This window comes from Pseudomonas sp. MF06569 (assembly GCF_059862735.1).
Window position 1 is genome coordinate 37248 of sequence record NZ_JCBCUZ010000021.1, and the last position, 14767, is coordinate 52014.

At 57.5% G+C, this 14767-nt stretch carries 13 protein-coding genes; 7 read left to right on the forward strand and 6 right to left on the reverse strand.

Going from position 1 to position 14767, the window contains the following annotated elements:
* The first annotated feature begins 332 nt into the window (after positions 1-332).
* Positions 333-710 carry a histone-like nucleoid-structuring protein MvaT gene (gene mvaT / locus AC19YQ_RS17885; protein ID WP_133077379.1) on the forward strand — a complete coding sequence of 126 codons (378 nt, stop codon included), beginning with the start codon at positions 333-335 and terminating at the stop codon, positions 708-710.
* Positions 711-786: 76 nt separating this feature from the next.
* Here the strand turns inward: mvaT and sbcB are convergent, their stop codons facing one another.
* From sbcB to AC19YQ_RS17900, 3 genes are all read right to left on the reverse strand, one after another.
* The gene (sbcB, locus tag AC19YQ_RS17890; RefSeq protein ID WP_500595618.1) at positions 787-2238 is read right to left on the reverse strand and encodes an exodeoxyribonuclease I; all 1452 of its coding nucleotides are present in this window, start codon (positions 2236-2238) and stop codon (positions 787-789) included.
* Between the two features lie 67 nt (positions 2239-2305).
* Positions 2306-2665, reverse strand: a complete 360-nt coding sequence (locus AC19YQ_RS17895; RefSeq protein ID WP_133077377.1) for a PilZ domain-containing protein — start codon at positions 2663-2665, stop codon at positions 2306-2308.
* A gap of 180 nt (positions 2666-2845) precedes the next feature.
* Complete coding sequence (locus AC19YQ_RS17900) at positions 2846-3226, reverse strand: tol-pal system YbgF family protein (protein ID WP_133077376.1); 381 nt, start codon at positions 3224-3226, stop codon at positions 2846-2848.
* Positions 3227-3387: 161 nt separating this feature from the next.
* Between AC19YQ_RS17900 and pyk the strand changes: the two genes are divergently transcribed.
* Positions 3388-4839, forward strand: coding sequence for a pyruvate kinase (gene pyk, locus AC19YQ_RS17905; RefSeq protein WP_133077375.1), 1452 nt, complete (start codon positions 3388-3390; stop codon positions 4837-4839).
* 68 nt (positions 4840-4907) lie between these two features.
* Here the strand turns inward: pyk and AC19YQ_RS17910 are convergent, their stop codons facing one another.
* On the reverse strand, positions 4908-5846 hold the full coding sequence (locus tag AC19YQ_RS17910) for an iron-sulfur-binding ferredoxin reductase (protein ID WP_500595619.1): 939 nt from the start codon (positions 5844-5846) through the stop codon (positions 4908-4910).
* A 333-nt stretch (positions 5847-6179) separates the two neighbouring features.
* Here AC19YQ_RS17910 and AC19YQ_RS17915 point away from each other — a divergent pair, with 333 nt between their 5' ends.
* Positions 6180-7703, forward strand: coding sequence for a fumarate hydratase (locus tag AC19YQ_RS17915; protein WP_133077373.1), 1524 nt, complete (start codon positions 6180-6182; stop codon positions 7701-7703).
* Between the two features lie 74 nt (positions 7704-7777).
* On the opposite strand, the gene yiaY is transcribed toward AC19YQ_RS17915, so the two are convergent.
* Positions 7778-8926 (reverse strand): L-threonine dehydrogenase, encoded by a 1149-nt coding sequence (gene yiaY / locus AC19YQ_RS17920; RefSeq protein WP_133077372.1) that lies wholly within the window; start codon positions 8924-8926, stop codon positions 7778-7780.
* Positions 8927-9064: 138 nt separating this feature from the next.
* On the opposite strand from yiaY, the gene AC19YQ_RS17925 reads away from it, so the two are divergent.
* Positions 9065-10090, forward strand: coding sequence for a DUF4917 family protein (locus AC19YQ_RS17925; protein WP_326427255.1), 1026 nt, complete (start codon positions 9065-9067; stop codon positions 10088-10090).
* A 15-nt stretch (positions 10091-10105) separates the two neighbouring features.
* On the opposite strand, the gene AC19YQ_RS17930 is transcribed toward AC19YQ_RS17925, so the two are convergent.
* A complete protein-coding gene (locus AC19YQ_RS17930) occupies positions 10106-10438 on the reverse strand; it encodes a YegP family protein (RefSeq protein ID WP_133077370.1) in 333 nt (110 codons plus the stop codon).
* Positions 10439-10610: 172 nt separating this feature from the next.
* Between AC19YQ_RS17930 and AC19YQ_RS17935 the strand changes: the two genes are divergently transcribed.
* From AC19YQ_RS17935 to AC19YQ_RS17945, 3 genes are all read left to right on the forward strand, one after another.
* Positions 10611-11150: an RNA polymerase sigma factor gene (locus AC19YQ_RS17935; protein ID WP_133077369.1), complete on the forward strand. Its 540-nt coding sequence runs from the start codon at positions 10611-10613 to the stop codon at positions 11148-11150.
* A complete protein-coding gene (locus AC19YQ_RS17940; protein WP_338648657.1) occupies positions 11147-12088 on the forward strand; it encodes a FecR family protein in 942 nt (313 codons plus the stop codon). The genes AC19YQ_RS17935 and AC19YQ_RS17940 overlap by 4 nt, the downstream gene beginning before the upstream one ends.
* Before the next feature lie 120 nt (positions 12089-12208).
* Positions 12209-14755 (forward strand): TonB-dependent receptor, encoded by a 2547-nt coding sequence (locus AC19YQ_RS17945; protein WP_338648658.1) that lies wholly within the window; start codon positions 12209-12211, stop codon positions 14753-14755.
* The last annotated feature ends 12 nt before the right edge of the window (positions 14756-14767 follow it).

Genomic DNA, 14767 nt, shown 5'->3' on the forward strand with positions numbered 1-14767 from the left:
ACTTTACTAAAGCCGCCATTCTAGCGAGTGCGCGGCAAAACTACAGTATTCGTTACGCCCTGCTGCCTGCGCCACGGCGTCGCGCTGCCTGTTCCACACGCCAGCACCGACGTGGCCTGCACTGTAATTGGCGTGTAACTGGCAGGCCTTATTAATCACCGTTATTAAGGCTGCTGTACCGCTCATTATTTAATGAGCGCGCATATAGAGACGGTGAAGTTAATGAATAAAATTTTAAATTAATCACCTGTTACAGGTTTACTTGCAGTTACTGTCTGACTACTATTGCGCCACTGCCTCCCTGTTACCCTTTTCAACATAAGGTTATCCTCATGTCCTTGATCAACGAATACCGTGCAACAGAAGAAGCTATCAAAGAACTGCAAGCTCGCCTGAAGAACCTGTCCGAAGACGACAAACTTCAAACCGAGCTGGAATTTGAAGGCAAACTGCGCACGCTGATGGGCGAATACCAGAAATCGCTACGCGATATCATCGCGCTTCTGGACCCAGAGTCCAAAGTAAGCAAAGCACCACGCGGTGTTGTTAAAACCACCGGCACCAAACGTGCCCGCAAGGTTAAACAATACAAAAACCCGCACAACGGTGAAGTGATTGAAACCAAAGGCGGCAACCACAAAACTCTGAAAGAGTGGAAAGCCAAGTGGGGCAGCGACGAGGTTGAAGGTTGGGCTACTTTGCTCGACTAAGTGACACCCCGCGCGCACACTTTTTGCGCCGCTAATAAAAAACGCCAGCTTGCTGGCGTTTTTTATTGCCTGTTTTTTAATCCGTACTCTCCGTGCACGCATCCAGCCCAACGCGACGGCTCAACTCCCGTGCATAACGCTGCCATTCGCCCAGCAGCTTTAGCTGGGCCGCCGTGGCGCTGCGGGACAGCTCGTCCGCTGCCTGCATGAAGTTATCCAGGGTCATGGGGGCTCCCATGGCAGGATCAGTCAAACGTTGTTGGCAGAACAGATGCCAGCGTTCAACTTCTTCAGCACTCAAGGTATGAGGAAAGTTTCGGGCCCGGTAGCGGAATAATAATTCGGGTAACCGTTCATCATCAAAAGCCCATGTATCGTTGGCCAACTGCTCCGGGTCACTGAGTCTGACTTGCTCACACAAGCGACGATCGCGATCACCGAAAAAGCCGTCATACAATTGCTGCTCCGGATCTTCACTGGGGGCAAAGTCTTCGCGGGTATAAATGGCCGACAACTTATCCTTCCAAACTTCCTGTGCCTCGCTCAGGCGAGCGGCTCGTGCTTGATAGAGCGGCATATCCAATTGCAAGCGCTCTTGATCCTGTGCACGCACTACATTCAAGGGCGCCACCACCGGACAACGATTAATCTGAATCAGCTTTAGCGGAACCGGCAATTGACCTTCGGGCAAATCTTCACGACGGGTGTAAAGCATTGTGCGCAAAGTGTCGGCACCCATGTCCAGTAATGGCTGAGGATCAAAGTGCAGATCGCACACAATCAGCGCATTGCGATTCTTCGGATGCCAGGCCAGCGGCAATACCACGCCCACATAATGTCTGGCCGCAGAAAAGCGTCCCGAAATATGCACCATCGGTTGCAACAGACGAACTTGATCAAGCACGCGCTGCTTACTGCGCAACTGGAATAACCAGTCATATAACTTGGGTTGTTTGTCACGGATCAGCCGGGCCAGTGCGATGGTTGCCCTCACATCGGACAACGCATCGTGGGCCTGACCATGATCAATCCCGTTGGCGGCCGTCAAACGCTCCAGCTTGAGCGTCACCCGCCCGTCTTCCTGAGGCCAGACGATCCCTTCAGGGCGCAGGGCGTAGGCTGTACGCACGACATCGATCAAGTCCCAGCGACTGTTGCCGCCCTGCCATTCACGGGCATAAGGATCGAAAAAGTTTCGATACAGACTGTAGCGCGTTACCTCGTCATCAAAGCGCAGCGAGTTGTAGCCCGCGCCACAGGTACCGGGTTGCGCCAGCTGGGCATGCGTGCGGGTCATGAACTCCGCCTCGCCCAAGCCTTTGTCTTCAAGGCGGCTAGGGGTGATGCCCGTGATCAGGCAGGCCATCGGATGAGGAAGAATGTCGTCGCTGGGCTGGCAGTAGAGATTGACCGGCTGATCAATCTCGTTGAGTTCCAGGTCGGTGCGGATACCGGCCACTTGCACGGCTCGATCGCAGCGCGGATTAATGCCGGTCGTTTCGTAGTCGTACCAAAAAATAGAGGTCACGGGGTGTTCCTGAGCAGTAGACCTCAACAGTCTAGGCGCTCAAACCCGGGCAAGACCAGCCTTGGAGCTAGGCAGAGGCCTGCAAGGGCTGAAAACTGAAGTAGCGCTGCAGGGATGTAATCAATGCCGCGTATTCGGCAGGCGGCTGATACAGGACAAAGCCGGAGTCGTAATAATGAGGCGTTACATCCTCATGACACCACATGCAACGCGCCGTCAGATCAATAAACTGCGGGTATCCTTCGGTATCGGGAAGCTTGAGCCGAAACTCGAAGTTGGCGTCCACCAGCATCGGTAGCTGACTGATCAGCATCAGGCCACCCTCGGACACATTACCCAAAAAACCAATGGGCTTGTCCGTGAACCTATTGAACACTTTTAGGAAAAACGTCAGTTGATGCCGCTGGATAAGCCGCTCGATAACCATGATCACTATCACTTTAAAAGGCCATTCAGCATGGCCGCGCTAGCGCCTCGAAACACCCTGCCCGCCTGAGGCACAGCCCCCAGGCACTACACCTTATTGGATACGCACAAATACATGACAAGCTCAAACGAGTTGAATATTAGTCAACCGACTCCAAATGACCAGTTTAAATTTCGTACATCATGGAATGACTGCAGGTAGCGCCTGAGCCGTTGTCCCGGGCCCCGGGATGAATTTGAGAATGCGCAGGGTCTCAATCCGCGCCTTGGCCCGATAGGCGTACTCGCTCTTGGGAAATTCATTGATGATGTACTGATAGGTCTGGGCCGCATCCAGGTAAAACTTCGTACGTTCCAGACACAACCCACGGAGCATAGCTGTTTGTGGCCAGATATACGGACGACTGCGACTGTCGCGGTCAACCTCGGACAACTCAAGCATCACCGCTTCGCAGTTGCCGCGGTCATAAGCACGGTAGGCATTGTTCAAATGGTGATTCATCGACCAACGGGTACAGCCGGCCACACTGGCAACCAACACTAAAATGAGCACAATTCGCATGGGGATCTCCTGTTCACCACAGTGTATCGACCCCACGGTCAAATTCTTCAGGCAACAGATCCGATGCACCACAACTTAAGCAGAAAGTAGTGCAGAGGAACAATGACTACAGCTAAAGACCATAGTAGCCTTTGGCAGCGCTTGAACTCAGGAGTCTTTGCATGTCTGTTCGTCGAACCAAAATTGTTGCCACACTTGGCCCTGCCAGCAATTCACCAGAAATGCTGGAGCAGCTGATCCTCGCTGGCCTGGACGTTGCCCGTCTGAACTTCTCCCACGGCACTCCCGATGAGCACAAGGCTCGCGCCAAGCTGGTCCGTGAGATCGCGGCCAAGCATGGTCGTTTCGTCGCCCTGCTGGGTGACCTGCAAGGCCCGAAAATCCGTATCGCCAAATTCGCCAACAAAAAGATCGAGCTGAAGATCGGTGACAAGTTCACCTTCTCCACCAGCCATCCGTTGACCGAAGGCAACCAGCAAGTGGTCGGTATCGACTACCCCGACCTGGTTAAAGACTGCGGCGTGGGCGACGAGCTGCTGCTCGACGACGGCCGTGTCGTCATGCGTGTAGACACTGCCACCGACGACGCCCTGCACTGCTCCGTGCTGATCGGCGGCCCGCTGTCCGACCATAAAGGCATCAACCGTCGCGGCGGCGGTCTGACCGCTCCAGCCCTGACTGAAAAAGACAAGGCTGACATCAAGCTGGCTGCCGAAATGGAAGTCGACTACCTGGCCGTATCCTTCCCTCGGGACGCTGCGGACATGGAATACGCCCGTCAACTGCGTGACGAGGCTGGCGGTACTGCCTGGCTGGTCGCGAAGATTGAACGCGCTGAAGCCGTGGCTGACGACGAAACCCTCGACGGCCTGATCAAGGCCAGCGACGCGGTAATGGTTGCCCGTGGCGACCTGGGCGTTGAAATCGGTGATGCAGAGCTGGTGGGCATCCAGAAGAAAATCATTCTGCACGCACGTCGCCACAATAAAGCGGTGATCGTAGCGACCCAGATGATGGAGTCGATGATCCAGAACCCGATGCCAACTCGCGCCGAAGTGTCCGACGTTGCCAACGCTGTTCTCGACTACACCGACGCCGTAATGCTCTCGGCCGAAAGTGCTGCCGGTGCCTATCCACTGGAAGCCGTACAAGCTATGGCACGTATTTGCGTCGGCGCTGAAAAGCATCCGACCAGCAAGACCTCCAGCCACCGCATCGGTAAAACCTTCGAAAGCTGCGATCAAAGCATTGCACTGGCGGCCATGTACACCGCCAACCACTTCCCGGGTGTCAAAGCGATCATCGCCCTGACCGAAAGCGGGTACACGCCGTTGATCATGTCGCGCATCCGTTCTTCGGTGCCGATCTACGCGTTCTCCCCGCACCGTGAAACCCAGGCCCGCGCCGCGATGTTCCGTGGTGTGTACACCGTACCGTTCGACCCGGCTTCGCTGCCGCCAGAACAGGTCAGCCAGGCTGCCATCGACGAGCTGCTCAAGCTGGGCGCTGTTAAAAATGGCGACTGGGTCATCCTGACCAAGGGCGACAGCTACCACACCATCGGTGGCACCAACGGCATGAAGATTCTGCATGTCGGCGACAAAATGGTTTAAGCCCTACAAGGCTCTAGCCCAAAGCCCCGCCTGAGTGATCAGGCGGGGCTTTTTTATGGCTGCCAGACTTAGCTGCGCGTCAAGAAAGCATCCGCCAGCAGTTGATTACGAGGCAGTCCGGCCAGAAACAGACGCTTGGCAAACCCATCGACACTGTCGGGATGCCCACAGACCAGCGCGTGGGTCTGGCGCGAGACAATGCGCATCTCAAGCAAGTACTCCGGCAACTGATGACGCTCCAGGTGCTCGACTACAAGGTTGGGGCAAGTGCCCGCCAAGGCGGACAATGAGTCCTTGAGGTAATACTCGCTTTCATCACGCGCCACATGCACCAGCAAAATCGGCCCTTGATGGTCCTGACGCAACGCCTCGCGCAACACGCCATACAGCGGCCCCAAACCGGTACCCGACGCCAGTAGCCAGAGCGGCTGCTCCTGCCAGTCCGGGTCGTAACGCAGCGCGCCACCGCGCAACTCACCCAGCCGCACACCCTCCCCGACCTTGAAATGACGGGCAGCGCTGGCGAACTCACCGGGGTGAGCGCAATCGAGGTGAAACTCCAGAAAGCGGTCTTCTTCGGGCAGACTGGCCAGCGAGTAAGGACGAGCGATACCACTGGCGGTCCACAGCACCACATGCTGGCCTGCGCGATAATGCAAAGGGCGCTGCGGCAAAAGACGCAGACGCAATACCGTCGGGCTCAGCCAGTCGAGCGCCGCCACCTCGGCAGGCAAGCCGTCGCGCACGGGATCAAACGCTTCAACCTCCAGATCTTCGACCACCTGGCACTGACACGCCAGGCGCCAGCCCTGCTCACGTTGCGCCCGGACCAAAGCGTCGGGCTTGAGATCCACAGGCTCACCCCTCACGCAACGCACCAGACACGCATGGCAACTGCCCGCCCGGCAGCTGTAGGGCACAGCCACACCGGCCTGATTCAAGGCGTCGAGCAGATTGGTGCCATCGGCAACCGACCAATGCCGGTCGGCAACGTGTAATTCGGGCACTCAGGCCTCCGCAGGATAATTCTGTGGGAGCGGGCTTGCTCGCGATTGCATCACCGCGGTGTACCAGGTTCACCGTGCAGCCTGCATCGCGAGCAAGCCCGCTCCCACATGGGGTATGGGTTGATTGATAGATCTTTATCGCAGCCTTCGCCAGCGGCTACAAGTTTTGTCCGTGCGGGTGTATCAAGGAGTGTACCGGGTTATACTGCCGCGCCGTTTTTGTACCGGTCATGCGTGCCCGGTATGCCTAGCAAAGATGTTTTCGACAGACCGATACACCAAGGTCGCAAACACCTTAATTGAATGTTCCCGTCTTATAGAGGAGCGCGACCCATGACCGTGATCAAGCAAGACGACCTGATTCAGAGCGTTGCTGACGCCCTGCAATTCATTTCCTACTACCACCCCGTGGACTTCATCCAGGCGATGCACGAGGCCTACCTGCGCGAAGAATCGCCAGCGGCCCGTGACTCGATGGCGCAAATCCTGATCAACTCGCGCATGTGTGCCACTGGCCACCGCCCGATTTGCCAGGACACCGGCATCGTCACCGTTTTCGTGCGCGTAGGCATGGATGTACGCTGGACCGGCGCCACCATGGGCCTGGACGACATGATCAACGAAGGCGTGCGTCGCGCTTATAACTTGCCGGAAAACGTCCTGCGCGCTTCGATCCTGGCCGACCCGGCAGGCGCCCGTCGCAACACCAAGGACAACACCCCTGCGGTCATCCACTACTCCATCGTTCCGGGTAACACCGTGGAAGTGGACGTAGCGGCCAAGGGCGGCGGTTCCGAGAACAAGTCGAAAATGGCCATGCTCAACCCGTCCGACTCGATCGTTGACTGGGTGCTCAAGACTGTTCCAACCATGGGCGCGGGCTGGTGCCCACCGGGCATGCTCGGCATCGGCATCGGCGGCACCGCTGAAAAAGCGGCCGTGATGGCCAAGGAAGTGTTGATGGAGTCCATCGACATTCACGACCTGATCAAGCGTGGCCCGTCCAGCCGTATCGAAGAGATGCGCATCGAGCTGTTCGAGAAGGTCAACCAACTGGGTATCGGCGCCCAGGGCCTGGGCGGCCTGACCACTGTTCTTGACGTGAAAATCATGGACTACCCGACCCACGCAGCGTCCCTGCCGGTGTGCATGATCCCGAACTGCGCGGCCACCCGTCACGCCCACTTCGTACTGGACGGCTCCGGCCCTGCAGCACTCGAAGCGCCACCGCTGGACGCCTACCCGGAAATCGTTTGGGAAGCAGGCCCGTCGGCCCGCCGTGTCAACCTCGACACCCTGACCCCGGAAGACGTGCAGAGCTGGAAGCCGGGCGAAACCGTCCTGCTGAACGGCAAAATGCTGACCGGTCGTGACGCTGCGCACAAGCGCATGGTTGAAATGCTGAACAAGGGTGAAACCTTGCCGGTAGACCTCAAGGGTCGCTTCATCTACTACGTGGGCCCGGTTGATCCGGTGCGCGACGAAGTGGTTGGCCCTGCCGGTCCGACCACCGCCACGCGGATGGACAAGTTCACCCGTCAGATCCTCGATCAAACCGGCCTGCTGGGCATGATCGGCAAATCCGAGCGCGGCCCTACCGCCATCGAAGCCATCAAGGAACACAAAGCCGTGTACCTGATGGCCGTCGGCGGTGCTGCGTACCTGGTAGCCCAGGCGATCAAGAAATCGCGCGTGGTGGCATTTGCCGAACTGGGTATGGAAGCGATCTACGAGTTCGACGTCAAAGACATGCCCGTCACCGTGGCAGTCGACAGCAACGGCGAGTCGGTCCACATCACCGGCCCGGCGATCTGGCAGAAAAAAATCAGCGACAGCCTGGCCGTAGAAGTGCAATAAGCGCTTTTAAAGCCAGACATAAAAACGGCCGGGTTAATAACCCGGCCGTTTTTTATGCCCTCAAACCAGCCCGCTTAAAACGCGTTACGGAAGATTTCCTCAATCTGCCCCTGATCTGCCTTGCGCGGATTGGTCAAACCACACGCATCTTTCAGGGCATTGGTGGCCAGGATCGGGATGTCATCCAGCTTGGCCCCCAGATCACGCAGCCCCGCCGGAATCTCGACGTCCCTGGCCAGCGTACGAATCGCCGCAATGGCCGCCTGGGCGCCCTCTTCCGGGCTCAGGCCGCGCACATCGGCACCCAGCGCATGGGCCACGTCGGTCAAACGAGCCGCGCACACACTGGCGTTAAAGGTTTGCACATGGGGCAGCAATACTGCGTTGCACACACCATGGGGCAAGTCATAGAACCCGCCCAACTGGTGGGCCATCGCATGCACAAAGCCCAGGGATGCGTTGTTAAAGGCCATACCGGCCATGAACTGCGCGTAAGCCATGTTTTCGCGCGCCGTCAGGTCCTTGCCGTCATTCACCGCCTGGCGCAGGTTCTGACTGATCAGCTCCATTGCCTTGATCGCGCAGGCATCGGTAATCGGGTTGGCTGCGGTCGACACATAAGCCTCAATGGCATGGGTCAGCGCATCCATGCCCGTGGCTGCCGTCAGGCCTTTAGGCATCGCGACCATCAACTCAGGGTCGTTGACCGACAGCAGCGGCGTGACGTTGCGGTCGACAATGGCCATTTTTACGTGGCGCTCTTCGTCTGTGATGATGCAAAAACGCGTCATTTCACTGGCCGTACCAGCCGTGGTGTTGATCGAAACCAGCGGCATTTGCGGCTTGGCCGAGCGATCGACACCTTCGTAATCACGGATATGCCCGCCATTGGTCGCGCACAGCGCAATGCCCTTGGCGCAGTCATGGGGCGAACCGCCGCCCAGCGACACGATAAAGTCGCAGTGCTGCGCCTTGAGCACCAGCAGTCCCGCCTCTACGTTGGCAATGCTCGGGTTAGGTTTGGCACCGTCAAAAATCACCGAATCAATGTCTTGCAGCGCGAGCTTTTCAGCGATCAAGGTCGCAACCCCCGCCTTGGCCAGCCCCGCGTCGGTCACAATCAATGCCTTGCGAAAGCCATAGTTGCGGATCGCAGTCATGGCCTCGTCCAGACAACCATTACCCATGATGTTGACGGCGGGAATAAAGAAAGTACTGGTCATGTCGAGTCCTCTTGACGGGTCATTGGCTAAATCGGTTCTTTACAGCTTCGCCCAATCACAATGCAGCAATGTTGATCTGGCTCAACACTTGAGCGTGATAAAGTCCGCTACCGCCCACGCCTTGAGACGATATTTGCGATGACACCCTTCCAGGAATTTGATGCCGAACTAGAAGACTGGAACCAGTTACGCACCAGCACGCCGTGCAGCGGTCTGCTGATCGGTAACGGCGCGAGCATGGCCGTGTGGCATGACTTCTATTACGACTCACTGTTTGATAAAGCCAAGAGCGTAGCCGAAAAACCGCTGAGCCAGACCGAACTCAGCGTGTTCGAAGCCCTTGGCACCCGCAATTTCGAACATGTACTGAGCGCCCTCAAGACCGCGAGCAAGGTCAACAAGGCACTGGCCATCAACTCGGCCTCACCGCGCAAACGCTATTACGCCATCAAGGAAGCCCTGATCAACTGCACTCAGGACATCCACATCCCCTGGCGCCTGATGCAGCCCGACACCCTGGCTTGCTGGCACGAGGAACTGGCGCGCTATGCCACCGTGTATTGTTCCAACTACGACCTGCTGGCGCCCTGGGCTGTCATGCAGGCACCCAAGCAGTTCAATGACCTGTTCAATGCATCCGGTTCGACCTTTGAATTGAGTGCGAGCGCCGCCAAGGGCAAAACCACCCGCATGCTCTACCTGCACGGAGCGTTGCACCTGGTCAGGAATCAGGAAGGCAAGGCCCGGAAAATCACGGCCAGCGAGCCCACCTTGTTGAGCAACTTCGCCATTAACCACTCGATCAGCGCACTGGACGATGTACCGTTATTTGTCAGCGAAACCAGCAGTGACGACAAGCGCAAATCCATTCGCCAGTCCGATTACCTGTCTTTTTGCCATGAGCAGCTAATGGCTCATAAAGACGCGCTGTGCATTTTTGGCCATAGCTTGAGCGAGCAGGACCAACACCTGATCGACGCCTTGCGCCTGGCGCCGCTCAAAACCCTGTGCATCGCCATCTACCCGCGCAGCGAGGCGTTTATCCGTTTCCAGAAAAACCATTACACCGCGCTGTTTGCCGAAAAGAAACTGGCACTTCGCTTCTTCAATTCAAAGACTCACCCGCTGGGCCTCAGCCGACACTCCGTGCCGGTAGAGGCTTGACCCACACCACGTCCCTCAGAGCTTCTCTTTGATCACCGTCGTCGGGCCGTTGTGTTTGACACTGGCAATGCCTTTGTCCCGCGCGGCCTCTGAGCTGTACAACTCACTGGTACCAATGACCTGGTGATTGGCCGCCTTCAGATTGAAGTAGGGCTTGCCATCCTTGGCCGCTTTTTTCTCGTAGCGCTCATCCAGCGGGCTGTTGGCCTGAACCGAGGCAATCCCGGCCTTGGCCGCCGCGAGCGTGGTGTACTGCTCACTGACCAATATCGTTTCGGCATTCGCCGCTTTCAATACAAAACGAAACTGCCCGCTGCTGGTCTTGCTCAATTCGTACCAACCCGACATAGCCTTTCTCCTGAAAATAAGGGTGCCTGCGCTTATTCAGTAAAGACCCCACAGGCTATTTATCCATTTATCGACAGGAATGAACGGGACACGCATTTTCAACGAGACAAATAGCAATGGTTATCGATACCATTCGCGACTTATTTGCATCGCTGTGTTCACAAGGATCTTCATGTCAGGCCTTAAACCCGACCCGCCCGCGGCCGATCACTTTCGCGAGTTCTATACGCAAATTCTGCACTTTCTGCGCAAGCGCACCGACAACACCAGCGATGCAGCCGACATGACCCAGGATGTTTTCACCCAATGGCTGGGTTATCAGGACCGGGCCAAGGTCGAGCAGCCACGGGCTTTTTTATTTCAGATGGCGCGCAATCTGTTGCGCGACCACTGGCGGCGCCAGCAAGTACGACAAGCCGTGCACGGAGAGCACGCCGAGAGTGAAGCCGAACCCTTAAGTGATGAGAGGGATGACCCGATGGCCGCGGCCCAGCGTCAGCAGCGCCTTGAGCAGCTCAAAAGCGTGCTTGCAGAACTCTCGCCCAGGCGCCGCGAAGCCCTTATGCTGCACCGTTTTGAAGGCTTGAGTCAGGCACAGATTGCCGCACGCATGGGGATTTCCGTGAGCATGGTCGAAAAGCACATTGCCCTGGCCTTACTGCACTGCAAGCAACATCTACAACGGGACAGCGGCAAGGAGCAGCCAAAATGAGTCCTTTTCAAGAAGCCGGGCACGAGAGCATCGATGAACAGGCGGCCCATTGGTTTTCGCGCAATCGTAACGAGCGCGACCCATCCAGCCGAGAGCAATTCAACAGGTGGCATGCCAACCCGGCCCATGCACAGGCCTATGCCGAATTCCAATCCCTGTGGGCTGATCTGGGCGAACTTGAACGGGTAAACCGTCCCGTAACGCTTCCCGTGCGCCCCCGGCGATTCAACGCAGCGCTGGCCACCGCGGCCGCCGTCCTGTGCGCCGTCTTTGCGCTGAACCTGGGAGCCCCAGTGGCCCTGCACCAGCAGCACGTGAGCACCTCGGCCCAAGGCGGGCGCACGGTATCACTGCCTGACGGCAGCACCTTGAATGTCAATGCCAACACCCGGGTACGCCTCGAATTCAGCGCACAACAACGCGATATATATCTGGATCAGGGCCAGTTCTATATCGACGTAGCGGCCAATAAAGAGCAACCACTGGTGGTGCATGCTGGCGATGCGCGCATCCGGGTAGTCGGCACCGGATTCGATGTCCGGCGCAGCTCACGCCAATTGGTGGTCAGTGTCGCCCATGGCCAGGTTGCGTTTACCCCCGATGCCACCTCTTCAACCCTGCTTGGCGCTCAGCAACGCGCCACCTACGACTACGCCAGGCACTCACTGCAAGAGCAAAACCTGGGCCCTGATGAAGTGGCGGACTGGCGCAGCGGGCACCTGTCCTTTCGCAATCGCGAACTGGCCAGCCTGGTGGACGAGCTGGACCTGTACCGCCCCGGCGTCATCCAGCTTGCCGATGGCCCCCTCGCTCGCTACAAGGTCTCCGGCAACCTGGACACCCGCGATCCACTGGCACTGGTCAAGGCCCTTCCCGCGTTGATCCCGGTAAAAAACGTGCTGCTGGACAACGGAATCATCCGCATCGAACCTCGCTAAAAAAACATATGCGAATATTTTGCATTCGCATATGTGGTTTTTTCAGGCTGTCGCGTCTTCCTCCGGTCTGCGTTGCTAACGCATGTCTTTTTGGCCTTTGTTGCCACACCGGGGGATTTCATGTTTCGCACACCACATCACTTCTCGCACGTTTACGCGCGCCCGACACTGGCGGCGGCTTGCCTGGCGATCAGCCTGCAAGCCCATGCCCAGTCGTTCCAGTTGCAGCTGCCGGCACAATCGCTGGCCAGCTCACTGAGTGAGGTGGCACAGCAAGCGAAAATCCAGCTGCTGTTTGACGAAGCCCTGCTACGCAACATAAAAGCCCCCGCGCTCAAAGGCGACTTCACACCACAACAGGCCATCCAGCTACTGCTCAAGGGCACCGACTTCAGCTTGATCCAGGTCGACCGCACCTACGTTGTCCGGCCTCGGGAAGACGGCACCACCACCAGCAACAGCCTTGAACTCGGCGCAGTCAGCGTCGTGGGTAATGGCAACGAGGTCGACTCCAGCAGCGTCGGCAAATCGACCATGACCCAAACCCAGATCAATCAGTATCAGGCCAACAACATCCCCAGCCTGCTGGCCACACTGCCGGGCATCAACCTCGGCGGATCGCTCAAGCCTGGCGGTCAGACCATCAATATCTGGGGCATGGGCGAAGCCGAAGACGTTCAAATGACGGTGGATGGCGCGACCAAAAGCGGCTTTGAGCGCTACAAACAGGGCACGATTTTTATCGAGCCCGAGCTGATCAAGCGCCTTGAAGTAGAAAAAGGCCCCCATGACATACACACCGGCAATGGTGGTTTTGCTGGCGTCGTACACATGGAAACCAAAGATGCCCCGGACTTGCTCGAAGACGGCAAAGACGTTGGCGCCATGCTCAAGTACGGCTACAGCAGCAATGATCATCAACAGGTTTACAGCGGTGCCGCGTACGGCCGCACCGAAGATGGCCGCGCCGATGCACTGGTGTACTACACCAAACGCGACGGCGACAACATGAAGCTGGCCGACACGATGCCCGATCCGAAAAACCTGTACCCGGTCAATCCCAAGCGCCTGCCCAACACCGCCCAGGATCTGGACGCGCAACTGCTCAAGCTCAACCTGAGACTCAATGACGAACACCGCGTCGGCATGTCTTACTCACGGGCGAACAATGACCTGTGGGTGCCCTTCTCGGCTGTCAGCTATCCGGAGCCACCCAGCAAGGCCAACATTGCCAAATATGGCTATGACATTGCCTCCCGACGATACCTGTCCAACCGCTCAACCATCGACACCACCTGGTCGACCCAATACAAATACGAGCCTCTGGACAACCCCCTGGTAGACCTTGAGGTCAAGTACTCCCACTCCAACACCGAACAAACCGACAAGCGCAGCGAACAGGCCCACACCCAGCCCACCACCGGCGGGCGCAAGATGGAAACCGGCTACACCGATGACATGCTGCAGATCGAAAACATCAGCCTGTTTGCCACCGGCCCGCTGGACCATGCCGTGACCACCGGCGTGCAATTTCGCAGACATCAGCGTGATGTGGACATGTGGATGCCAGGCGGGAATTACGAAACAGAGAAGTACAATTACGGCCACTACCAACCCAACTTCATGCCACGGGGCAAGGTCAATACCAACAGCGTCTACCTTCAGGACGCCATCACTTGGGGCGACTTCACCTTGACCCCGTCCATGCGTTACGACCATGTGCGCAATCGCGGTCAGGAAAACGACGCGCCCTTTTACAACCATCCGGAACTGGGTCACGACTACAGCGACAAAACCTACACTGGCTGGTCGCCTCGCCTGTCGGCCTTCTGGACAATTACCCCGAAAACAGCCTTGTTCGTTAACTACAGCAAGACCTGGCGCGCCCCGGTGATCGACGAGCAATACGAAGTCCAGGGCACTGGCAGCCGCACCTCCAGCAGCCGGAGCCTGGATCCCGAGCGCATCACCGGCTGGCGCGGGGGAAACATCACCACGTTTGATCAGATTTTCGGCGACAGCGACCACGCCCTGGTGCGCACCACCCTGTTCCACAACACCGTCGACGACGAGATTTTCAAAGCCACAGGTGTGGGCTGTGCCGCACAAACAGTCGATGTCAGCATGAGCACAGCCTGCGGCCCCAATATGCCCAACTACCGCAATATTGGCAGTGTGACGATCAAAGGGTTTGAGGTTGAGAGCTTTTACGAGTCCACCTACGTGTTCGGCTCACTGTCGTACGCATGGATGACGGGTAAACACGAAGGCGCCTACACCAACCCGTGGGGCCCCAACGTCTGGGCCCGAGACGTGCCTGCACCAAAATGGATTGCCGTACTGGGCACCAAAATACCGAGCCTGGATGCTCGCGTTGGCTGGAAGGGAGAATGGGTGCGTAAAACAGACCGCAGACCGAGCGACGATTACTACAGCAGCCCGATCAGCGTTCTGGGTGACCGTTACTGGGATCACTACAACAACGACGGCTACAACGTGCAGGGCCTGTTTGCCAACTGGAAGCCGCAACAGCCGTACCTCAAGGGCACCGAGGTCAACTTCACCCTGGACAATATGTTCAATAACAGCTTTCGCCCGATGCTCAGCGGCGATAACGCCTACAGCCAGGGCCGCAATGCCAAGGTCAGCGTAACGCGGTTCTTCTGAGTTGGCTGATCC

Excerpts from the sequence above, each read along its gene's own strand:
- mvaT (WP_133077379.1), top strand. The coding sequence starts at position 333 with ATGTCCTTGATCAACGAATACCGTGCAACAGAAGAAGCTATCAAAGAA.
- AC19YQ_RS17895 (WP_133077377.1), bottom strand. The coding sequence starts at position 2,665 with ATGGTTATCGAGCGGCTTATCCAGCGGCATCAACTGACGTTTTTCCTA.
- AC19YQ_RS17900 (WP_133077376.1), bottom strand. The coding sequence starts at position 3,226 with ATGCGAATTGTGCTCATTTTAGTGTTGGTTGCCAGTGTGGCCGGCTGT.
- pyk (WP_133077375.1), top strand. The coding sequence starts at position 3,388 with ATGTCTGTTCGTCGAACCAAAATTGTTGCCACACTTGGCCCTGCCAGC.
- AC19YQ_RS17915 (WP_133077373.1), top strand. The coding sequence starts at position 6,180 with ATGACCGTGATCAAGCAAGACGACCTGATTCAGAGCGTTGCTGACGCC.
- yiaY (WP_133077372.1), bottom strand. The coding sequence starts at position 8,926 with ATGACCAGTACTTTCTTTATTCCCGCCGTCAACATCATGGGTAATGGT.
- AC19YQ_RS17925 (WP_326427255.1), top strand. The coding sequence starts at position 9,065 with ATGACACCCTTCCAGGAATTTGATGCCGAACTAGAAGACTGGAACCAG.
- AC19YQ_RS17930 (WP_133077370.1), bottom strand. The coding sequence starts at position 10,438 with ATGTCGGGTTGGTACGAATTGAGCAAGACCAGCAGCGGGCAGTTTCGT.
- AC19YQ_RS17935 (WP_133077369.1), top strand. The coding sequence starts at position 10,611 with ATGTCAGGCCTTAAACCCGACCCGCCCGCGGCCGATCACTTTCGCGAG.
- AC19YQ_RS17940 (WP_338648657.1), top strand. The coding sequence starts at position 11,147 with ATGAGTCCTTTTCAAGAAGCCGGGCACGAGAGCATCGATGAACAGGCG.
- AC19YQ_RS17945 (WP_338648658.1), top strand. The coding sequence starts at position 12,209 with ATGTTTCGCACACCACATCACTTCTCGCACGTTTACGCGCGCCCGACA.